Origin of the sequence: Lysinibacillus sp. JK80 (genome assembly GCF_027557635.1) — a bacterium.
In the GTDB taxonomy this organism is placed as follows: Bacteria; Bacillota; Bacilli; order Bacillales_A; family Planococcaceae; genus Lysinibacillus; species Lysinibacillus capsici.
Genome location: NZ_CP058997.1, coordinates 1,889,347 through 1,910,603, shown reverse-complemented (window position 1 = coordinate 1,910,603; position 21,257 = coordinate 1,889,347). Strand labels below are relative to the sequence as shown.

Here is a 21,257-nt window from a genome sequence, read left to right as displayed (position 1 = left end):
TAATTTCTGAATTATGACTTTAAATAGGCAGTACATTTTATCCTCATTTAGCAAATGTTTTATAGTGAAATATCCTTTAAAATGGATGTCTAAACGCCTACTGGATGAAGATAATGCCTTTGGCCAATGAAACGGGTTTTGCATAAATTATAACAAAATCTGGTGCATTTTAGCTAAGGCGACATAGATGTATGCGCCGACTGAAACTGTAATACCCAAATAGCAAGAGGAGGTGTTCATATGGATGGAATTACTATCATCTCCGCTTTGCTTGGACTCATCGTTGGTGCCGCTGTTAGCTATATCTACATGAAAAAAGTGAATGACTCAAAAATCACTGGTGCTAAACATGTCGCTGAAACAATCGTTGAAGAAGGAAAACGAGAAGCGGAGGCAATGAAGAAAGAAGCACTACTTGAAGCCAAAGATGAAACTCACAAATTTCGTACTGAAGCTGAAAATGACATTCGTGAACGTCGTTTAGAACTTCAAAAACAAGAGAACCGTTTATTGCAAAGAGAAGAGAATCTTGATCGCAAAGATGATGCTCTAAATAAGAGAGAAGCTGGCTTAGAGCGCAAAGAACAAGCTCTAGCTGAAAGACAACAGCATATTGAACAGATGGAGAGCAAAGTGGACGAGCTCATGGCATCACAAAAAACAGAGTTAGAACGTATTTCTGCTTTAACTAGGGATGAAGCTAAATCAATTATCCTCAATGAAGTAGAAAAAGAGTTATCAACTGATATTGCTGTGATGACGAAAGAAGCTGAAACACGTGCGAAAGAAGACTCAGATAAAAAAGCACGTGAAATTTTATCATTAGCACTACAACGCTTTGCTGCAGATCACGTAGCAGAAACAACTGTATCTGTTGTGAACTTGCCAAATGATGAAATGAAGGGACGTATTATTGGTCGCGAAGGCCGTAATATCCGTACATTGGAAACGTTAACAGGAATTGATTTAATTATTGATGATACGCCAGAAGCGGTTATATTATCAGGCTTTGATCCAATTCGCCGTGAAACAGCTCGACTTGCACTTGAAAAACTTGTACAGGATGGTCGTATTCACCCAGCTCGTATTGAGGAAATGGTGGAAAAAGCTCGACGTGAAGTGGATGAACAAATCCGCGAAACAGGTGAGCAAACTACATTTGAAATTGGTATTCATAACTTACATCCAGATTTAATGAAAATTTTAGGCCGCATGAAATATCGTACAAGCTATGGACAAAATGTTCTAAAACATTCAATTGAAGTCGCACATTTAGCAGGATTACTTGCTGCTGAACTTGGTGAAGATGTAGCATTGGCTCGTCGTGCAGGCTTATTACATGATATTGGAAAAGCAATCGATCATGAAGTTGAAGGAAGCCACGTTGAAATTGGTGTGGAATTAGCAACAAAGTATAAGGAACACCCAGTTGTCATTAATAGTATTGCTTCGCATCATGGTGATACTGAAGCAACATCTGTTATTGCGGTATTAGTCGCTGCAGCTGATGCATTATCAGCTGCTCGTCCAGGTGCACGTAGTGAAACACTTGAAAACTATATCCGCAGACTTGAAAAGTTAGAGGAAATTTCAGAAAGCTATGATGGCGTAGAAAAATCTTATGCGATTCAAGCTGGACGTGAAATTCGTATTATTGTACAACCTGAAAAAATTGATGATTTAGCGTCTCATCGTCTTGCGCGTGATATTCGCAAACGTATTGAGGAAGAACTCGATTATCCAGGTCATATTAAAGTAACAGTTATTCGCGAAACACGTGCTGTGGAATACGCGAAATAAATATTAAAATAATAGGCATCCCTTGACCAAGGTCAGGGGGTGCCTTTTTGTATGTGAATAAATTCGATGTGATCTACCCAGTAAGAATAAATGGATGATTCCAACAATATAGTATGGAATAAAGCATAGTGAACTAGCCTCAACATGAATACCTTTTAAAAATTAACAGCCTAGTTATACTCCATTTTTACAACTGGTTTATGTTTTGACAAGGAGTGAAGAGCATTGAAAGAAACAATCACATTACAAGATATATTGAAAATAGTCCGAGAAAACTTTCTTTTTATCATAAGTTTTACACTTTTTGCAGCGTTGGTTACAGCCTTTATTAGCATCTTTGTGTTAAAACCTACCTATGAGGCAGAAACGCAAATTTTAGTTAATCAAAAAAATATAGAGCAACCACATTTAGGTGTACAACAGGTTGAAACAGATCTCCGACTTATTAATACGTATAACATTATCATAACAAGTTCTGCTATTTTATCTAAAGTTATAAATAAGCTAGATTTGGATGTCACACCTGAAGTTTTAATGGATCAAATTACTGTATCTAGTGCCAATAACTCACAAGTTGTCAATATTAATGTTGTAGACAAGCAAGCAGGGTTGGCTGTCGAAATTGCCAATACAATAGCAGATGTGTTTCAAGAGGAGATCCAGGTTTTAATGACGGTTGATAATGTTAATATTTTGTCAGTTGCACAATTAGATAAGGAACCTGTACCGATTGCGCCAAATAAAACCCTTTATATAGTAGCAGCCTCGTTTATTGGTTTTGTTTTAAGTGCTGCTCTCATAATCATAATAGAGAGCTTAGATACTACAATCAAGACGGAGCAAGATATTGAAGAGCTAGTAGGACTACCGATTATTGGCTTGATTAGTCAAATTAGTGATGCTCACAATAAAAGCACTAGGATAAAATCTCGTAAAACGAGGAGAGGATCATAATGTTTTGGAAAAAAAAGAAAAAGAAGAAGTTAGTGAAAATGGCACGAAAACTTGTGACGATTGCAAATGGCCATTCTTTTATTTCTGAACAATTTCGAACAATCCGAACAAATATTACTTTTTCAATGCCTGATAGAGAAATTAAAACAATATTAGTAACATCTGCAACACCAGGTGAAGGAAAGTCAACCAATGCAGCCAATATAGGTGTTGTTTTCGCACAAGAAGGAAAACGGGTCGTCATCGTAGATGCAGATTTACGAAAACCAACAATGCATTATACGTTTCTATTGCAAAATGCTAGAGGTCTATCAAATTTACTAACAAGACATTTTACAATTTCCGAAGTCGTCAATAATACAGATATTGCTAATCTATATGTCTTGACAAGTGGGCCTATTCCTCCCAATCCAGCAGAGTTACTAGCTTCTACCTTAATGGGGAGTGTAATTGAGGAACTAAAGAAAGAGTTTGACATCATTATTTTTGATGCGCCACCCCTATTATCTGTAACAGATGCTCAAATTTTGGCCAATAAATGTGATGGTACATTATTAATTGTGAACAGTGGAGTTGCAGAAAATGAAAGTGTGTTAAAAGCAAAGGCAAGCCTTGAAGCCTCAAAAGCAAATATTTTAGGCGTAGTATTAAATAACTATAAGATGCCACTCCATCAATATTATGAGCAATATTATCGTTAATTCAAGTATCTAGACAGGGAAGTGAAGTACAGTGATTGATATGCACAGTCATATATTATTTGATGTCGATGATGGTCCGAAAACGATTGAAGAGACACTTTGTTTATTTGAGCAGGCAGTTTTGGAGGGAATTTCAACGATTGTTTCCACTTCGCATGCTTTACATCCATTGTATAATGTCCCCTTTGATGTCGTGAATAAGCAAATTGTACAGTTACAAATGGCAATTGACCAACGTAATATGCCGTTAAAACTTTACACGGGACAAGAGGTACGCTTGGCAGGTAACATTCTAGAATTGTATGAAAAAAAACAATTACATACATTAGCAAATTCCAATTATTTGCTGTTGGAACTTCCCTCTAATCATATTCCCAAATATACAAAGGATATCATTTACTCGTTATTAACAGCAGGCATAACACCAATTATTGCGCACCCAGAGCGAAATAGAGTCATTTCAGAAAATCCAAGTCATTTGGAACAAATTATACGCGAGGGAGCACTTGCACAAATTACATCAGGGAGTTTAGCAGGATTGTTTGGCAAAACCGTCCAAAAACTTTCGCTAAATTTAGTGCGCTCGAATCTTGTCCATACATACGGTTCAGATGTGCATAACTTAAATACACGTCCTTTCTTATTTGAAAAGGGACTTAGATTTTTAGAAAAACAAAAAGATTTGGATATGGTAGAATTTTTGCTTGAAAATAACGAACGAATCATTAATAATCTTCCATTAATTGTATATGAGCCAGATGATACTTTCACAAAAAAATGGTGGAAGTTTTTTTAAAATGGGAAAGCACCTTTAAGTTGTAAGGACATAAAAGGAAGCAAAAAGTAGCTGAAGCACTAGAGACATTCAGTGTTTAAGGGGGGGCATATGAGATGCGAGTTGTTTTTATGAGGAGTAACCCTGTATCTCCAGATCCAAGGGTTGAAAAGGAAGCACATTGCCTTGCGAAAAATAATTGGAAGGTTCACATTTTAGCTTGGGATAGAGATAAAAAATATAAAATAAAGAACCAACTGTTAGAAGGTGAACAGGCAATTCGTATTACAAGGTTTGGTATTCCGGCAACATTTGGAGGAGGTTTGAAAAAGAACTTAGTCCCACTTATAAAATTTCAACTTAAACTTTTTCAATGGTTACTTCGCCATAAAAATACGTATGATATGATTCACGCTTGTGATTTTGATACAGCGTTAATAGGTACAATATGTGGGAAATTACTTCGTAAAAAAGTAATCTACGACGTATTTGATTCGTATACATCACCATTTTATGGACCGGAGATTATTGGAAAGGTCATTGCTAGTCTAGATATACGCCTTATGAATAGTGTGGATGCAGTCATTATATGTACAGAAAAGCGCAAAGAACAGATTGCTAAAGCTTCACCTAAAAAAATAGAGGTCATATATAATACTCCACGTTATATAGATTCCAATGATTGCTTAGAGTTGAATCTGAAAAAAGTAAAAATAGTCTATGTAGGTATACTTACTGAAAATCGTTTGATTAGTGAATTGGTTGAAGTAGTAAAAAATACGCCAAGTTATGAGCTGCATATTGGTGGATTTGGTAAGTTAGCTGATACATTGCTGCAAGCTTCGAAAATGCATGACAATATACACTTTTATGGTAAGTTACCCTATGAAAAAACAATAGAGTTAGAAAATAGTTGTGACATTATGACGGCTATTTATGATCCTACCATCTCTAACCATTATTATGCTGCACCTAATAAATTCTATGAAGCATTAATGCTTGGTAAGCCTTTGATTATGGTGAAAAATACGGGAATGTCAGAAGTAGTTGCAACAAATAATTTTGGAGAACTTATTGATTACAATAGAGAGAGTTTACAAAACGGAATTGAGAATTTGGTAAAGCGTAGAAAAGAATGGCCAGAAATTTCTCGTGAAATGAAGGCACTGTACGAAGAAGGTTACAGCTGGGCGAAAATGGAGAAACGGATAACAGATTTATACAGTAATTTATAAAAGCTATGCGGAGTGTGAGCAGCAAAGGGAGTAGCTCGTAGCGGCTATCGATCCAATTTTTATCCACAAACGTAAGAGCAATATGAAAATTTACAGTAGTATTTTTAGGGGGGCTAATATGAAAATATTATTTGTTGCACAAAATTTTCAAATGGGTGGTATCCAAAAGGCGTTAATTAATATGCTAAAAGAAATCAGCCTCTACGAGAAATATGAGATAGATGTTTTCACATTTAGTGGAGGGGAATTAATGAACGATATTCCCTCCAATGTGAAGGTAACTACAGGGAACTTACTGTTACAACTAATTGCTACACCTTTTGCTGAAGTGAAAAAAAGAAATAACGTATGGCATATTATTTTACGCATTGTGTGTATGATAGTTGTTCGATTAATAGGTTCCCATAACTTCTATTCGATGCTTTTAAAAAAACATCGCAATAATTGTCATTATGATATCGCCATATCTTATTTTAATGATGTACCCAATCAATACTTCAATAAGGGGACCAATTTATTTGTAGATCAGTTTGTGATAGCAAATCGTAAGCTCGCATGGATTCATACAGATCCCATTAAAGCGAATTTTAATTATGAGGCTTGTGTCAAAACCTATAAAAATTTTGATCGATTGTTATGTGTTTCAGTAGCATGTAAGGAAAATTTAATAAATTTTCTTCCAGAATATCAACATAAAATTCAAGTGGTTTATAATTTTTTTCCAATCAAAGAGATTAAAGAACTGGCATGTCAATATACACCGTTTCATAAAAGCGAGTTGGATTTAATATCTGTCGGGCGAATTGAAAATAGTACAAAAAGGTTCGACTTTATTCCACATCTGTGTAAGTTGTTAAAGGAAGCTTCTATAAATAATTTTCGCTGGCGCATTTTAGGGGATGGACCAGACCTACTTTCAAATCAGCAATTAGCTTTGCAACTAGGTGTAGAGGATGTAGTTGAATTTGTAGGAGAAATGAAAAATCCGTATCCATTTATAAAATGTAGTGATGTATTCGTTTTAACATCTGCCTACGAAGGCTATCCAATGGTCATTGGGGAGGCATTAATTGTACAAACGCCTGTTATTACAACGGACTTTGCCGCAGCAGGTGAACAAATTTGTAATGGTCATAACGGATTGATAACAGGCTTTAACATTCAAGACATCTTTCAAGTCATTTCTAGTGTTATGAAAAATACAGAATTACTACACAATATGAAAAATTACATAGAGGAAAATCACTACACAAACAAAAAAGCTCAAGAGCAACTTGTATTGGAGTTTGATGTACATGATAGAATCTAAGAATTTTAGTGTGCTCATTTGTATAATTTCAAGTATCTTTGTCGTATTCAAAATATATACAGGTAGTAATCTATTTCTCTGGCTCTTCTTCCTTTTAACTAGTTTGGCGATGCTGCTAGATAAGCAGCAGCATCGAATTGACTATTTATTGTTTTTTATTTCGTGGGTGTATGTCATTAAATTCGATATATCAGGATACTCACTGCTTGTTGTACTTAGTTCTTTCTATATTTTGTTAAGTATTTTGACGCTCTTTTTACAAAAGCAAGGTATTTCAAAACGACTCCTATTAACCTATTTTTTATTTGCACTTTATACGGTGGCCGTAACGATAGTTAGTGGTGGTAATCTTATTGCAGTTTTAGGCTTTGTGTTGAATTATAGTGTGCTCTTTTGTGCAATATTGACCCTCGATGATAAGGCATATTTCAGAAGGTATACGTATATCTATGCATCGGGTTTACTAGCTGCTTCAATCGTTCGATTGATTAGTTATTCTATCCCAGAAATTGATCATTTCATAGAGTCAATGACCATTGTGAATACAGTGAAGACAATGAACTCGATTAGTACAAGATTTACGGGTTTAGATTTAGATCCAAATTACTTTAGTTTGCAAGTATTAATAGCTATGGCTTGTTTATTAGTGCTTTTTAATCTGGATGGAAAAAAGGAGAAAAAGTCAATTGTATTACTCGTGATATTAGCATTTTTTGGCATACTGACATATTCCAAAATGTTTATTATTACATTAATCGTTTTCATTATGATGACATTTGTTGTATTCATTAGAAATAATGTGAAGACTGCTATTAAATTTTCGTCTTTTATCGTGATTATTTGTGGGGGTGCCCTCTATTTTTTTTACGAGAAGTTATTCGAAATTTATTGGATTCGGTTTTTTGGGTCAGGAATATCGACAGATGCCATTACCACTGGTCGAGTGAGTAGTTGGAGCCTATTTGTAAATGAAATCCTTCAAAACACGAAAGTATTTGTTTTGGGTGCAGGCTTTGGCACAAGCTTTGCGAAGGTAAAGATGGCACATACAATGTACTTATCAACTCCCTATTATATAGGTTTAATCGGAATAGTCTTGTCAGTACTATACATTTCAAGCCTCTATAAAGTACTTAGAGAGAATGTCGGAATTATGAATAGACCAGGCTTTCAAATCCTTTCAATCAACGCTATTCCTCTCTATATCATGTTAATAGCGAATATAGGACTTGATTCATTTGTCATGGATTATTTTCCATATCATATTTTATTAATTATGTTTGCACTGACTATGAGTAAAAGTAAGGGAACTACTATGAATGAGAGGTGAGGTGAGTGCCATATTTAAGCATTATTGTCCCCGTCTATAATACGGAACCTTACTTAAAAATGTGTCTTGATAGTATTCTGAGACAGGAATTCGTAGATTTTGAGTTGATATTAGTAAATGATGGCTCGACTGATAGCTGCTCGGTAATCTGCGATGAATATGCCGAATCTGATACAAGAATTACCGTCATTCATCAAGCAAATAGTGGTGCTGTCAGTGCCCGTAAAGCAGGGCTAAGGGTCGCCAAAGGACAGTATATTGGTTATGTAGATAGTGATGATTGGATTGAAGTTGATATGTATAAATCATTATGTAATACTGCCCGTGTTTTTGATGTAGATATTGTTATTTGTGACATTGTAGAAAATTATCCACTCCAAGAAGTGAAGAGACCACAGCTTGTCTCGCCTGGTTTGTACAGGAAGGATAGAATGGAAAAAGAAGTATATCCAATTATGCTATATTCGGGCGAGTATTACCGTTTTGGCTTATATCCATCTTTATCTAACAAAATATTTAAAAGAGACCTATTAGAGAAAAATCTCTTTGATGTGGATGATCAAATTTGCATGGGGGACGATGTTGCTTGTACATATCCTAGCTTACTTGATGCAGAAAGTATTTATATATTAGAAAATCAGTATCTCTACCATTACCGTCAGCATTCTTCTTCCATGACGGCTAGATATGATCAGATGTTTTTTAAAAAAATACTTGTGTTGTATGAACAATTGAAAGTTTTAAAGTACAGGAAAGCAGACCAGGTTCCTAATTTTGCTGAACAACTTCAGTATTATTTTACTTATTTAGTGATGGCAGCGGTGAATAATGAATTGAATAGATTCAACCATAAGCGTTTACATGAAAAGCGTACCTTTATTAAGAAAATGTTGATTCATGAAGCGTTTCATGGATCGTTGCATGCGATTCGGATGACAAATATGCCGCTCAAATCAAAGATCTATACTTGGTTATTAAAGAAAAAACAAATTCTTTTACTTTTCATGTTGAATAGGTTTAAACGGCGGATCAGTGATTGCAAAGGTTTAATTCCTACTTTTACTAAAAGAAAAGGTGCTTACCAGCATGAGAACTAAGAGACTAGTTTTAAATTTAATGTCTAATGTATTACTACAAGTTGTTGCAGCGGTTATTAATTTCATTTTACCTCGACTATTTATGACAACATACGGCTCTGCTACAAACGGGCTTGTTTCGTCGATTAAGCAATTTTTAAGTTATTTAAAAATAGTAGAGGCTGGGGTTGGTAATGCATCTATAGTGGCACTTTATAAGCCACTAGCCAAGGGTGATAAAGACCAAATAAATGGAATTCTTTCAGCGACTAATCGTTTTTATAGACGTTCGGGTTATGTCTTTGTTGGATTAGTCGCCATTTTGGCTATTTGTTATCCGTTATTAGTAGGAGATGAAGTGAATCCGCGAACGGCTCTTTACATGGTACTTATTTTGGGGATTAGTGGCATGTGGGAGTATTTTTTTATAGGGAAATATTTAGTTCTACTGTCGGCAGATCAAAAAAGCTATGTTATTTTTCGCATTCAAACAATGTTGCTTTTTGCGAGTGCACTATTGTCAGTTACTTTGATAGCATTTGGTTTTTCCATCGTCATTGTTGTTGCTAGTTCAAGTGCCATATTGCTACTGGATGTTCTTTTTTTAAGATTGTATGTTAAAAAGAAATATCCATATTTCAATAGTAAAAAACAAGCGAATACGTTAGCAATTAAAGATAAATGGGATGCTTTAATTCATCAAATTGCCTCGTTAGTGGTGTTTAACACGCCGTTTATTTTAATAACGATTTTTCTGGGCTTAACAGAAGTCAGTGTGTTTACAGTTTATAGTATGGTGTTTAATGCAGTCACTTTGTTTATATCCACTTTTTCAGGGGCGATATTAGCAGCTTTTGGAGACATTCTTGTCAAAGAGGATAAGGACGTTCTTCGGAAATATTTTAATCACTTTGAATATATTTTTTATGGCATCATTGCTTTTAGCTACACATGTACAGCTATTTTAATATTGCCATTTATAAAGATTTATACAGCAGGGATTGAAGATGCCAATTACATAAGGCCCTGGTTAGCAATATTGTTTGTCATTGTAGGAGTAGCGAATACAATTCGGATTCCTGCCAATACGTTAGTGAATGCTGCAGGCCATTTTAGAGAGACGAAAAATCGTGCCATTATGGAAGCATTAATCAACCTTGTAGTTTCTCTTGTTTTTGTACAGTTTTTTGGCGCAGAAGGAATATTACTGGGAGGAATTTGTTCATACGGCTATCGTACTTATGATTTAATCATTTATTCTTCTAAAAAGATTTTACAAAATTCACCTAAAGATACTGTCAAAAAAATTGTGCAAAATAGTATTTTTGCACTTACTGCAGCAATACCATTTATATTTTTTATCGAGCTCCATATTACATCTGCAGGTTCATGGCTTGTAGCCGCTATATGTATTTCCTTGTGGACGATGTTTATTTTATTAGTAGGTAATTTTATTATTGAGCCTCAAACAATGCGAGATATTTTGGTGCAATTAAAGAGAACAACTACCAATAGTAAATAATTTTATCCCTGCATTGAGTAAGGTAAGTAGCATAATTGAAAGGCAAATTGATTCCTTTGAAATGGCAGGTGAGGGTGATGAAGCGAGAAGTCAAAGAAATATATTTACTACGATACGTTGCTTGCTTAGGGATTGTGTTAATGCATAGTGTTACGTTGGCATTGAACATGTATGACATAGAAGAAGGTCCACTATTCGTAATCCTGACATCTATTCAGCTGATCTTTATGTTCGGGACACCTCTTTTTATATTTATCTCAGAGTTTGTCATTGCCTATTCCTATTCAGATCGTTTGCCGAAAAAGTTTTATGTAAAACGTTATAAATATATGTTAACGCCATTTCTTTTTATTGGACTACTTGATGCCGTTCTTAAATCAATTGAATCGCCTTCTATTGAATTTGCCAAAAAACTACTACTAAATTATTTGGAAGGTGATTTCCATGGTTATTTTATCGTGATCATTTTTCAGTTTTATATCATTCATCCATTTTTTGTGAAATTTATTGCCTCAAGATACCCTGCCTATAAAGTAATAATGACTGCTTTTATCATTAATTTTGGTTACTTAGCCTTTTTTAATTTTTTGGATCCATTTAAGTATTTTCCTGATTTAGCGTATACTAGTTTACAATGGGATTTTTTTAATAAGATGCCATTTCCTGCGTGGATTGCTTATTTTGCAGTAGCTTATTACTGTGGAAAAAATTATGATAAATTTCTATCGTGGTTACAGCGTTTTCGTTATTTGTTACTAGCAGTATTACTAATCACAGTAAGTCTTTTGCTAATCACTCAATTATCAGGTATTATTACGGAAGTTCATTCAAAGAGAATAGACGTTATCCTTTATACATTCAGTGTAGCTTTTCTGTTATTTTTCATCGCGAGTAACAGAAGAAAAATGCCGAAATTTATCATTTTTATTAGTCGTTATTCCTTCGGTATATATTTATTACATCCCCTAGTTAATAGCCTACTTAAAATTTTTTTAACGAATTTTATCGAAACATTAAGTGTATTTTCTGTCATTGCCATTTCATTTATTGTCAGTCTCAGTTGCTCCATTTGTATAACATATATAATGAGTAAATGGAAATTAGGTGCTTTTTTTATAGGGCAACTCAATACCAATGGGGACTCCTCTAATAAAAAAGATGCACAATTTCCCATCCAGAAATCCTAAATAAACGGGTATTTAAACGTGTAAATGTGGTAAGGCTTGCGTTTTACTTTGCGATTGCCAAAGCAAAGATGGTAAACTAAAAGATGTTATTTAGAGAAAGTGTGGTCTTGCATAATGAAAGTTCTATTTATTGGTGATATTGTTGGTTCAATTGGTCGAGATGCGGTGGAAAAATATTTACCTCGCTTAAAAAAGAAGTATAATCCAGATGTTGTGATTGCAAATGGGGAAAATGCTGCGGCAGGACGAGGGATTACTCGTAATATTTATAATAGCTTGCTACAAATGGGTGTAGATGTTATTACGATGGGGAATCATACATGGGACAATAAAGATATTTTTGATTTTATTGATGATGCGGATTACTTAATCCGTCCGGCAAACTTTTCAAGTGAAGCACCTGGTAAAGGTATGGTTCAGATTTCTAAAAATGGCGTGACATTATCTGTCATTAATTTACATGGTCGTGTATTTTTACCGCCACATGAGGATCCGTTTGCAATGGCAGATCAATTGATTGCAGAGGCTCGACAAATATCTCCACTTGTCTTCGTGGATTTTCATGCTGAAGCGACTAGTGAAAAAATCGCTCTTGGTTGGCATTTAGATGGAAAGGCTTCAGCGGTTGTTGGGACACATACACATGTGCAAACAGCAGATGCAAGAATCTACCCACAAGGTACGGCTTATATCACGGATGTTGGTATGACAGGGCCGTACGATGAAATTTTAGGTATGACGAAGGAAAGTGTCATCTATAAATTCCAAACAAACATGCCATCTCGTTTTGAAGTTCCGAAAAAAGGGCGAGAGGTTTTGAGTGGTTTCTTTGTCGAGATGGATGATCGAACAGGAAAAGCTATTGCCTGTGAACGCATTTATATAAATGAAGACTATCCATTTCAAGGGTAGATAAGTCGAAGAATGTTTTTTTACGTTTCTTTTACGGGGATATAGGTTTCTTTGTCAAACTAGTCTATTTCCGTTTTGCGGAGCATAAAATGTGCTACGGACAATAACTTGAGGTCCAAAAAGGGGGACATGAGTTGTTGAGCGTAAACACTATTCGCGAAACGGGGAGGAATAATTGTGGATTCATTAAAAGTATCATCACGCTCTAATCCAAATTCAGTTGCAGGTGCATTAGTCGCGGTAATCAGAGAAAAAGGGCAGGCAGAAATGCAAGCAGTTGGGGCAGGTGCACTTAACCAAGCCGTGAAAGCAGTGGCCATTGCACGCGGATTTGTAGCGCCAAGTGGCACAGATTTAATTTGCGCGCCGGCGTTTGCCGATATTTTGATTGCTGGAGAAGAACGAACAGCATTAAAGCTGCTAGTGGAAAAACGTATTCGATAAAAAAGTAATGAAGTAAAATGCTCTGTCACATAATATGGTGGCGGAGCATTTTTTCGTTTTCCTGTTTTACATATGATAGATGTCACTTGAAATAGGGGCGTGATTTTGCTTAGATTTGAAAATTACAACTTTATGAACAGGATTTTCAGTCAAAGGTCTGATTTTCGCCTAAATCGTGGAGAAACAATAGTCCAGACGGTTTCTTCGTGTTAAACTTATGAAGGAAAAATAATAGTACACATTGGATTTAAGGAGTTGTTGACATGTTACATCAGCTTTCATGGAAAGTCGGTGGGCAACAGGGTGAAGGGATTGAGAGTACAGGTGAGATTTTCTCAATGGCAATGAATCGTCTAGGTTATTTCCTATACGGTTATCGTCACTTCTCTTCTCGAATTAAAGGTGGCCATACGAATAATAAAATTACAGTTCGTCCAACAGAAGTACGTTCAATTGCGGATGATTTAGATATTTTAGTGGCATTCGATCAAGAAACAATTGATGTCAATTATAAAGAGCTTACAGAAAAGGGTATTATTTTAGCCGATGCAAAATTTGATCCTGTTAAACCAGAGGATTCAAAAGCACCATTATTTGCAGTACCGTTTACAGAAGTAGCAGCAGAGCTTGGTACTTCGTTAATGAAAAACATGGTGGCTATCGGCGCAACTGCATCATTGCTAAACCTAGAAGACGCAGTATTCCAAAATGTTGTCGATGATATTTTTGGTAAAAAGGGCGAAGAAGTCGTACAAAAAAATATGGAAGCCATTACACGTGGTCGTCAAATTATGAATGAGCTGTTAGTTGATCGTATAGGCGAATGGGAGCTTGCACCTGCAGATGGTAAACGTCGTATGTTTATGATTGGGAACGATGCGATAGCACTTGGTGCATTAGCTGCTGGGACACGCTTTATGGCAGCATACCCAATTACACCAGCGTCTGAAATTATGGAATACTTGATTAAAAAATTGCCGAAATTCGGTGGAACGGTCATCCAAACGGAAGATGAGATTGCAGCAGCAACAATGGCTATTGGCGCTAATTTTGGCGGTGTACGTTCCTTTACCGCTTCTGCTGGTCCTGGTCTTTCATTAATGATGGAAGCAATTGGTCTTTCAGGTATGACAGAGCAACCTTTAGTAGTAGTTGATACACAACGTGGAGGCCCTTCAACTGGGTTACCAACTAAGCAAGAACAATCTGACTTGATGGCTATGCTTTACGGTACTCATGGAGAAATTCCTAAAGTAGTCATTGCACCTTCTACAATGGAGGAAGCTTTCTTTGATACGATCCAAGCATTTAACATTGCAGAGGAATTACAATTACCAGTAATCTTAATGACAGATCTACAATTATCTCTAGGTAAACAATCTGTTGAGCCATTTGATTATAATAAAATTGAAATTCGTCGCGGTAAAATTGTGATGGATGATCTTGAGGAAGCGGCAGATAAAGCCTACTTCAAGCGTTACGAAGATACAGAAGATGGCATTTCACCTCGTGTCTTACCAGGTACATTGCATGGTATTCATCACGTTACAGGTGTTGAACATGATGAAACAGGGAAGCCATCTGAGGCAACAGGTAATCGCCAAACTCAAATGGATAAACGCTTCCGTAAATTAGAGAGTTTGAAATTTGATAACCCAGTCTTTGTCAATGCACCACATGAGGAAGCCGATATTTTATTAGTAGGCTTTAACTCAACAAGAGGTGCTATTGAAGAAGTGCAAGAGCGACTGAATGCGCAAGGAATGAAAGTGAATCATGCACATATTCGATTAATTCACCCATTCCCATCTGCAGAAATAGCACCTCTTGTTGCACAAGCGAAAAAGGTGATCGTTGTAGAAAATAACTATACAGGTCAATTAGCTAATATTATGAAAATGAATGTTGGTGGTCACGATAAAATCGTGACAATCACTAAATATAACGGTACACCATTCTTGCCAGGTGAATTAGAAAATCGTGTGAAGGAGTTGACTCGCTAATGGCAACATTTAAGGATTTTCGTAATACAGTGAAACCAAACTGGTGCCCAGGCTGTGGAGACTTCTCAGTACAAGCAGCTATCCAACGTGCTGCTGCAAATGTCGGCATTGAACCAAATGAACTTGCTGTCATTTCAGGAATTGGTTGTTCAGGTCGAATTTCAGGATATATCAATTCTTATGGATTCCATGGTATTCATGGCCGTGCACTTCCGATTGCACAGGGATTAAAAATGGCTAATCGTGATTTACATGTTATCGCTTCTGGTGGTGATGGTGATGGATTTGCTATTGGTATGGGGCATACAATTCATGCCATCCGCCGTAATATTGATATAACTTATATTGTAATGGATAACCAAATTTATGGTTTAACAAAAGGTCAAACATCTCCACGTTCAGCTGCTGGATTTATTACAAAATCTACACCAGGTGGAGCGATTGAGCCATCATTGAAACCATTAGAGGTAGCGTTAACAAGTGGTGCAACATTTGTGGCGCAGGGCTTCTCTACAGATATTAAAGAATTAACAGCACTAATTGAAGCTGGTATTAACCATAAAGGTTTCTCATTTATCAATGTCTTTTCACCTTGTGTAACGTATAACAAAGTGAACACATATGATTGGTTTAAAGAAAATTTAACAAAATTAGCAGATGTTGAAGGTTATGATCACTCAGATCGTGGTATGGCAATGCGTACAGTGATGGAACACGAGGGCTTAGTAACAGGCATTATTTATCATGATACTGAAACAACGTCGTATCAAGAAAAAGTACCTGGCTACTCTGAGTTACCATTAACAGATATCGATATCAAAATGAGCGAAAATGATTTTAATGATTTAGTAAAAGAATTTATGTAAAATTGATAGGATCGAAGCATTTGGAATGAAGTCATTCCAAATGCTTTTTTTATGCTTGATGAAAGAATCGCGAGTATTTAGTGATCTATCGCGGGTAAACGCATAGCTACCGCGAGTATTTTGATATTGAATCCTTATAAAATCCTTATAATTGTTTCTTACACTAAGGTCATCGAAAGGAGGATGACTAATGATGAAAGATTTGATATTAAAGACAGAAAATCTTAATAAGTCGTTTAAAGGGCAAAAAATTGTGGATAATGTAGCGTTAGAAGTCCAACGTAATACGGTCTACGGTTTACTTGGACCAAACGGAGCGGGGAAATCCACAACATTAAAGATGATGACAGGTATGTTACGACCAGATGCTGGGAATATCATTTTTAATGGACATACATGGACACGAAATGATTTACAGGACATCGGCGTGTTAATTGAAACACCTCCCCTGTATGATAATTTAACAGCAACGGAAAATTTACAAGTTCGCACGATAGCATTAGGTCTACCGCAAAGTCGTATTGAAGAAGTATTAAAAATTGTAGATTTAACGAATACAGGAAAAAAACGGGCGGGGCAGTTTTCCTTAGGAATGAAGCAACGATTAGGTATAGCGATTGCGCTGCTAAACAAGCCAAAGCTGTTAATTTTAGATGAACCTACAAATGGACTTGATCCTATTGGTATACAGGAGCTTCGTCAGCTTATTCGCTCATTTCCAGAGCAAGGCATCACTGTGATTTTATCTAGTCATATTTTGTCAGAGGTGGAACAGGTTGTGGATGACATTGGCATTATTGCTGATGGCAAGCTTGGCTATCAGGGACCAGCACCGCAAGGTCAGGAATTAGAATCACTATTCATGCAGGTTGTTGCCACCAATAGAAAGGTGGGTTACTAGCATGATAGCCATTATGAAAGCGGAACAATTCAAATGGAAGCGAACTTTTATTCCCAAATTACTTTGGCTTACGCCACTTATAACCTTACTTATAAGCGCTGTACTTATGGGAGGTGAATATTTTCAAACAGGAGCTTATAACTGGTGGTATACGATGCTTCTGCCAGGTGCACTGACGATTTGCTGTGCCTTAGTGATCGAAAAGGATAAAAAAATAAAATACCATAGTATTCTTGCCTTACCACTTGATCTTAAAAGGATTTGGCTAGGAAAAATAGTAACATCAAGCATATGGCTTTTTCTGATTACGATTATTTTCTTTGGAGGAATTACGGCTGGAGGCTTGCTATTTGGTCATAGTTTACCAATAGCCAGCAGTTTACTAAGTACTTTTGTTATTTTCCTGACGTTTTTGTGGCAAATACCTTTATGTCTTTTCTTAGCAGCTAAACTAGGTACCTATTTGACCATCTTACTCAATGTAGTAGCCAATATCGTAGGGATTGTTGCCTTTGCAGATGGGGAAATGTGGTATTACTATCCATTTGCGATTGGTCCTCGTTTGTTATGTTCGACACTTGGCATATTACCAAATGGTCTATTAGTACCACAAGGTAGTCCTTTATTGGATAAAGGCGTTATACTTCCAGGCTTACTGATAGCATTAGCTTGGTTTATGATGATTAGCTTTCTTACGGCGAAGTGGTTCACAAAAAGGGAGGCGAAATAGCGGATGGACATGTTACGATTATTAAGAGTGGAATGCCTTAAAACAAAACGGACACCTTTTTTGCTGACACATATACTTGTCCCCCTTGCTATTTCTGGGCTATTTTTAGCCTACTACTCCTATTCGCCATGGAATTTTCAAGGAAAAGTAACTGCCTATTTTCAGGGGCTGGCTTGTGGACTACCAATTATAATAGGATTAGTATGTGCTATGGCATCTGAGCAGGAAGCAAACGCTGGTCGTTTCCAAGGTATGCTAGCTACAACAAACATAAAAATAAAGACATATATGAGCAAGCTTATCTTATTATTATTGTTTAGCTTTGGAGCCATCTTTCTATCTATAGCTATTTTTAGTTTTGGCTTTAGAGAACTATTACATGAAGTAGATTTGGGCTATTCATTTTATAGTATGGCTGCTTGTATTCTATTCGGCAGTCATGTGATTTTCTATATGTTACATTTATTTGTAAGCTTCCATTTTGGTAAAGGCGCTTCGATTGGTTTAGGTATTGTAGAAGCTCTGCTGGTCGCCCTATTGCTTACAGGCTTAGGGGATCGTATTTGGCCCTTTTTACCTTATGGATGGAGCGGTCATTTTGTTTCTTTATGGATTTTATCATCGACAGGAACAAATTTAACATTGCTCGAAACAAGTATCCAGACGGGCATAATGGCGTGCTTAGGGGGTATCCTATTGACTTTTACGCTGTCTTGTTTATGGTTTTGGAGATGGGAAGGTAGAGCATCTGAAAATTAGAGGGTGAATTATGGCAAATATATTAGTAGTGGATGATGAAGTGGATATTTTAATGCTGATAAAAAATGCACTTTATAAAGATAATCACTTGGTAACCATTGTGTCTAAACCGACAGAAGTAGGCAAGATGGATTTAGGTTCCTTTGATTTAATTTTGCTTGATGTGATGATGCCTATTATGGATGGCTTTACATTGTGTGGGCAAATTAGGCACGCTGTAGATTGCCCTATTCTTTTTCTTACAGCTAAATCCTTAGAAGAAGATGTGATGTATGGTTTAGGCCTAGGCGCAGATGATTATTTGATTAAACCATTTGGCATTGGAGAGCTACGAGCAAGGGTGAATGCGCATATCCGACGGGAAAGCAGAGAAAAGCGGAGCATCCTTTATAGCGATAAAGTTCACTTTAATCTTTCTGGTAAAGAACTGTTTGTTCAGAATGAGCGCGTCCTGCTAACTAAAAGTGAGTATGAAATATGTGAATTTTTAGCACGGCATCGTGGGCAGGTTTTCTCAAAAGAGCAGATATACGAAACAATTTTTGGATTTGATGGCAAAAGTGACAGTACAGCAATAACAGAGCATATTAAAAATATTCGTTCAAAGCTACATGCATTTGATATAGAGGTCATTGATACGGTTTGGGGGATTGGCTATAAGTGGAAACCGTAAAACCGAGGAAAGGAACACGTCTGCATACATTTTTCTTGAGATATTTATTTTTTCTTTGCATTGGCATCATTATTTTAGTTGCACTATTAATAGGTCTATTTATGTTTGCCTTTTCAGCTAATATTATTTTACCTGCAAATTATGCAGAGACACAAATCACTTTAGCAAAAGACAGAATTGCTACAAGCAGCTCGGTAACGGACGAGATGATCCCTGATCTTGTAGACTACGCAGTGATTTCTAATAAGGGTGAATTTCTTTCTGGTACTTTAACAGAAAAAGAGGCTTCCCATGCATGGCGTTTAAAGCAGAAGGGAGAGACGAAAAGTAATGCTCGATTTTATGCGTTCGTTGAGCGAGAACAGGAAGTGTGCATTTTACGCTATGGTTTAGTCCCTGAGTATCGCACACCTGTTATGAGAAAATATTTACCTAATCCTCAATTAACGGTTTTACTATTGTTTATTATGGGCGTTATCATACAGGCAACGGTGCTTGCTGTGCATTTCGGCAGAAGACTTAAACGAAAAATGATGGGCTTACAAGAAGCCATTGAAAAAATCCAACATCAAAATTTAGATTTTCATTTAAAACCATCTGGGATTCGAGAAATTGATGATATTGCACTTTCCTTTGAGCAGATGAAGGAAGCATTAAATACTTCATTGACACAACAATGGCAGGCAGAGCGCGCGCGCAGAGAACAAATTTCTGCCCTTGCCCATGATTTGAAAACACCTCTTACGATTATTCGAGGAAATGCGGAACTTTTATTGGATACTGTTCAAGATGAAGTACAAAAAGAATACAACACTTATATATTAAAAAATACACTAGAAATTGAAAAATTCACAAAGCAATTATTAGATATTTCCAATATGGAGCAAAGTGTTGGTGGTGTAAAAACAACTGTAGAGATGGCTTCATTTATTCAACAGCTAGAACAGCAAATGAAGGCACTTGCTTTAGAAAAAAATATTGAAGTTAGTGTAGAAAAGGATAAACTGCCTGATGTCTTTATGATAGAGGAGGAGCTTTTTTATCGGGCTTTATTAAATTTGATTGTCAATGCTATAGAGCACACGCCATATAATAGCAAAGTCACATTATCTGTTCAGGGAGAGGCAGATGTTATTCATTTTACTGTGATAGATAGCGGTGCTGGTTTTTCACCGCAAGATGTAAAGGAAGCCACAAAGCAATTTTATCGGGGAGATCCAAGTAGAAATACAGCAAATCATCATGGCATGGGTCTTTATATTGTCGAGTCCATCATTCAAAAACATGGTGGAACACTAACGTTGGCTAATGATTCCATAACGGGAGGAGGAAAAGTGATAATCACCATTGCGACGTCTTAATTATAAGATGTCTTTTTTTTATTGGATTCGCTAGTATTTAGCGATCAACCGCAAGTAAAAGCACAATTAAAGGTTTCATGTAAAAATTGTAGGGGGCGGTGCAGGCAATATTCTTTAAAAAAATGCTACAATAAAAGAAAAAAAGAGGCGATGTACGTGAATAACGTCATTGATTTTATTGCAAAAAAAAAGGAACGTGAAGACCGAAAGCGTGCTCAAGATTTAGAACGTTATGTAGCTACACAATGTAATTTTCAACACCCTGAAAATATTGATGCTCTTGTAGAGGACAAATTGATTGAGGTTAAAGATCATACGTTATTTCTTGGCTTTCTATCCATTTTAAAGGATGAGCAAATAGAACCGTTAGATATTTTTCAAGATGTCTTTTCATTAGAGCCCTCTCGTTTTGAAATGTCCTACAATATGAGATGGTGGTCAGTTGTGCAATTGGCATTTACATTTTTAACAATTCTCAAGGAAAATGAGCCGCATACATATGCTGATTTTTTAGGTCTCTCCAAATAATCTAAGTATGTGTACGTCTGTAAAGCAAACGTACACATACTTAGATTTTTCTTATCTTCCCCCGCTAGCTTTACAAGCCTACTTCATTTATTCATTAAATTCATAGATATTTATAATTCCTCAATAATTTTTACTAAATATTCTAAACACCTCCATACTTGCTTAATGTTTGTTTTATAACATAACGTTTG

Annotated in this window: 20 protein-coding genes; all 20 read left to right on the top strand. The window is 36.2% G+C overall.

Annotated features, from left to right (window positions below):
• The first annotated feature begins 240 nt into the window (after window positions 1-240).
• Window positions 241-1,800, top strand: a complete 1,560-nt coding sequence (rny, locus tag HXV90_RS10075) for a ribonuclease Y (protein WP_004224930.1) — start codon at window positions 241-243, stop codon at window positions 1,798-1,800.
• Between the two features lie 225 nt (window positions 1,801-2,025).
• Entirely contained in the window at window positions 2,026-2,754 is a 729-nt protein-coding gene (locus tag HXV90_RS10070; RefSeq protein ID WP_112117507.1) for a YveK family protein, read from the top strand.
• Window positions 2,754-3,455 carry a CpsD/CapB family tyrosine-protein kinase gene (locus HXV90_RS10065; protein WP_112117508.1) on the top strand — a complete coding sequence of 234 codons (702 nt, stop codon included), beginning with the start codon at window positions 2,754-2,756 and terminating at the stop codon, window positions 3,453-3,455. The genes HXV90_RS10070 and HXV90_RS10065 overlap by 1 nt, the downstream gene beginning before the upstream one ends.
• A 40-nt stretch (window positions 3,456-3,495) precedes the next feature.
• Window positions 3,496-4,251 (top strand): tyrosine-protein phosphatase, encoded by a 756-nt coding sequence (locus HXV90_RS10060; RefSeq protein WP_313872284.1) that lies wholly within the window; start codon window positions 3,496-3,498, stop codon window positions 4,249-4,251.
• A 95-nt stretch (window positions 4,252-4,346) separates the two neighbouring features.
• Window positions 4,347-5,465, top strand: coding sequence for a glycosyltransferase family 4 protein (locus tag HXV90_RS10055; RefSeq protein ID WP_269898914.1), 1,119 nt, complete (start codon window positions 4,347-4,349; stop codon window positions 5,463-5,465).
• Between the two features lie 118 nt (window positions 5,466-5,583).
• A complete protein-coding gene (locus HXV90_RS10050; protein ID WP_269898913.1) occupies window positions 5,584-6,774 on the top strand; it encodes a glycosyltransferase in 1,191 nt (396 codons plus the stop codon).
• Window positions 6,761-8,104, top strand: a complete 1,344-nt coding sequence (locus HXV90_RS10045; RefSeq protein WP_269898912.1) for a hypothetical protein — start codon at window positions 6,761-6,763, stop codon at window positions 8,102-8,104. The genes HXV90_RS10050 and HXV90_RS10045 overlap by 14 nt, the downstream gene beginning before the upstream one ends.
• 5 nt (window positions 8,105-8,109) lie before the next feature.
• On the top strand, window positions 8,110-9,201 hold the full coding sequence (locus tag HXV90_RS10040; RefSeq protein WP_054550542.1) for a glycosyltransferase: 1,092 nt from the start codon (window positions 8,110-8,112) through the stop codon (window positions 9,199-9,201).
• Window positions 9,191-10,702 (top strand): lipopolysaccharide biosynthesis protein, encoded by a 1,512-nt coding sequence (locus HXV90_RS10035; RefSeq protein WP_269898911.1) that lies wholly within the window; start codon window positions 9,191-9,193, stop codon window positions 10,700-10,702. The genes HXV90_RS10040 and HXV90_RS10035 overlap by 11 nt, the downstream gene beginning before the upstream one ends.
• A 77-nt stretch (window positions 10,703-10,779) precedes the next feature.
• On the top strand, window positions 10,780-11,889 hold the full coding sequence (locus tag HXV90_RS10030) for an acyltransferase family protein (RefSeq protein WP_269898910.1): 1,110 nt from the start codon (window positions 10,780-10,782) through the stop codon (window positions 11,887-11,889).
• A 114-nt stretch (window positions 11,890-12,003) separates the two neighbouring features.
• Complete coding sequence (locus HXV90_RS10025; RefSeq protein ID WP_048391507.1) at window positions 12,004-12,801, top strand: TIGR00282 family metallophosphoesterase; 798 nt, start codon at window positions 12,004-12,006, stop codon at window positions 12,799-12,801.
• A gap of 177 nt (window positions 12,802-12,978) precedes the next feature.
• Window positions 12,979-13,245 carry a stage V sporulation protein S gene (locus tag HXV90_RS10020; protein WP_004224903.1) on the top strand — a complete coding sequence of 89 codons (267 nt, stop codon included), beginning with the start codon at window positions 12,979-12,981 and terminating at the stop codon, window positions 13,243-13,245.
• A 263-nt stretch (window positions 13,246-13,508) separates the two neighbouring features.
• Complete coding sequence (locus tag HXV90_RS10015; protein WP_269898909.1) at window positions 13,509-15,248, top strand: 2-oxoacid:acceptor oxidoreductase subunit alpha; 1,740 nt, start codon at window positions 13,509-13,511, stop codon at window positions 15,246-15,248.
• Window positions 15,248-16,114, top strand: a complete 867-nt coding sequence (locus HXV90_RS10010; protein ID WP_004224896.1) for a 2-oxoacid:ferredoxin oxidoreductase subunit beta — start codon at window positions 15,248-15,250, stop codon at window positions 16,112-16,114. The genes HXV90_RS10015 and HXV90_RS10010 overlap by 1 nt, the downstream gene beginning before the upstream one ends.
• 193 nt (window positions 16,115-16,307) lie before the next feature.
• Complete coding sequence (locus tag HXV90_RS10005; RefSeq protein WP_048391684.1) at window positions 16,308-17,015, top strand: lantibiotic protection ABC transporter ATP-binding protein; 708 nt, start codon at window positions 16,308-16,310, stop codon at window positions 17,013-17,015.
• A gap of 1 nt (window position 17,016) precedes the next feature.
• Window positions 17,017-17,745: a lantibiotic immunity ABC transporter MutE/EpiE family permease subunit gene (locus HXV90_RS10000; RefSeq protein ID WP_269898908.1), complete on the top strand. Its 729-nt coding sequence runs from the start codon at window positions 17,017-17,019 to the stop codon at window positions 17,743-17,745.
• Between the two features lie 3 nt (window positions 17,746-17,748).
• On the top strand, window positions 17,749-18,504 hold the full coding sequence (locus tag HXV90_RS09995) for a lantibiotic immunity ABC transporter MutG family permease subunit (protein WP_269898907.1): 756 nt from the start codon (window positions 17,749-17,751) through the stop codon (window positions 18,502-18,504).
• Between the two features lie 10 nt (window positions 18,505-18,514).
• Window positions 18,515-19,177 (top strand): response regulator transcription factor, encoded by a 663-nt coding sequence (locus tag HXV90_RS09990; RefSeq protein WP_115673168.1) that lies wholly within the window; start codon window positions 18,515-18,517, stop codon window positions 19,175-19,177.
• A complete protein-coding gene (locus tag HXV90_RS09985) occupies window positions 19,165-20,538 on the top strand; it encodes a sensor histidine kinase (protein ID WP_269898906.1) in 1,374 nt (457 codons plus the stop codon). The genes HXV90_RS09990 and HXV90_RS09985 overlap by 13 nt, the downstream gene beginning before the upstream one ends.
• 150 nt (window positions 20,539-20,688) lie before the next feature.
• Window positions 20,689-21,066, top strand: a complete 378-nt coding sequence (locus tag HXV90_RS09980; protein WP_227744978.1) for an ELKS/Rab6-interacting/CAST family protein — start codon at window positions 20,689-20,691, stop codon at window positions 21,064-21,066.
• Window positions 21,067-21,257 lie beyond the last annotated feature (191 nt).